Annotated in this window: 1 rRNA gene; it reads left to right on the forward strand. The window is 57.3% G+C overall.

Annotation, left to right across the window (positions count from 1 at the left end):
* A 23S ribosomal RNA gene (locus ACWD5F_RS45440) occupies positions 1-1,343 on the forward strand; the annotation flags it as partial.

Raw genomic sequence — 1,343 nt, forward strand, 5'->3', positions numbered from 1 at the left:
CGAGTCAGAAACCGTTGATGTAGGCGAAGGACATGCGAAAGGTCCGGCGTAGAGGGTAAGACCCCCGTAGTCGAAACATCAGCGGCTCGTTTGAGAGACACCCAAGTAGCACGGGGCCCGAGAAATCCCGTGTGAATCTGGCGGGACCACCCGCTAAGCCTAAATATTCCCTGGTGACCGATAGCGGATAGTACCGTGAGGGAATGGTGAAAAGTACCGCGGGAGCGGAGTGAAATAGTACCTGAAACCGTGTGCCTACAAGCCGTGGGAGCGTCGCTCACAGAGTTTACTCTGTGGGTCGTGACTGCGTGCCTTTTGAAGAATGAGCCTGCGAGTTTGCGGTGTGTTGCGAGGTTAACCCGGGTGGGGAAGCCGTAGCGAAAGCGAGTCCGAACAGGGCGATTCAGTAGCGCGCTCAAGACCCGAAGCGGAGTGATCTAGCCATGGGCAGGTTGAAGCGGAGGTAAGACTTCGTGGAGGACCGAACCCACCAGGGTTGAAAACCTGGGGGATGACCTGTGGTTAGGGGTGAAAGGCCAATCAAACTCCGTGATAGCTGGTTCTCCCCGAAATGCATTTAGGTGCAGCGTCGTGTGTTTCTTGCCGGAGGTAGAGCACTGGATAGGCGATGGGCCCTACCGGGTTACTGACCTTAGCCAAACTCCGAATGCCGGTAAGTGAGAGCACGGCAGTGAGACTGTGGGGGATAAGCTCCATGGTCGAGAGGGAAACAGCCCAGAGCATCGACTAAGGCCCCTAAGCGTACGCTAAGTGGGAAAGGATGTGGAGTCGCAGAGACAACCAGGAGGTTGGCTTAGAAGCAGCCACCCTTGAAAGAGTGCGTAATAGCTCACTGGTCTAGTGATTCCGCGCCGACAATGTAGCGGGGCTCAAGCGTACCGCCGAAGTCGTGTCATTCCAGCATGAGGGCCAACGCCCGTTGGGATGGGTAGGGGAGCGTCGTGTGCCGGGTGAAGCAGCCGCGGAAGCGAGTTGTGGACGGTTCACGAGTGAGAATGCAGGCATGAGTAGCGATACACACGTGAGAAACGTGTGCGCCGATTGACTAAGGGTTCCTGGGTCAAGCTGATCTGCCCAGGGTAAGTCGGGACCTAAGGCGAGGCCGACAGGCGTAGTCGATGGATAACCGGTTGATATTCCGGTACCCGCTGTGAAGCGTCAAACATTGAATCAGGCGATGCTAAGCCCGTGAAGCCGTTCCGGACCCTTCGGGGAATGGAAAGTGGTGGAGCCGGCGGACCAGACTTGTAGTAGGTGAGTGATGGGGTGACGCAGGAAGGTAGTCCATCCCGGGCGGTGGTTGTCCCGGGGTAAGGGTGTAG

The sequence above is a fragment of the Streptomyces sp. NPDC002499 genome, assembly GCF_053595415.1.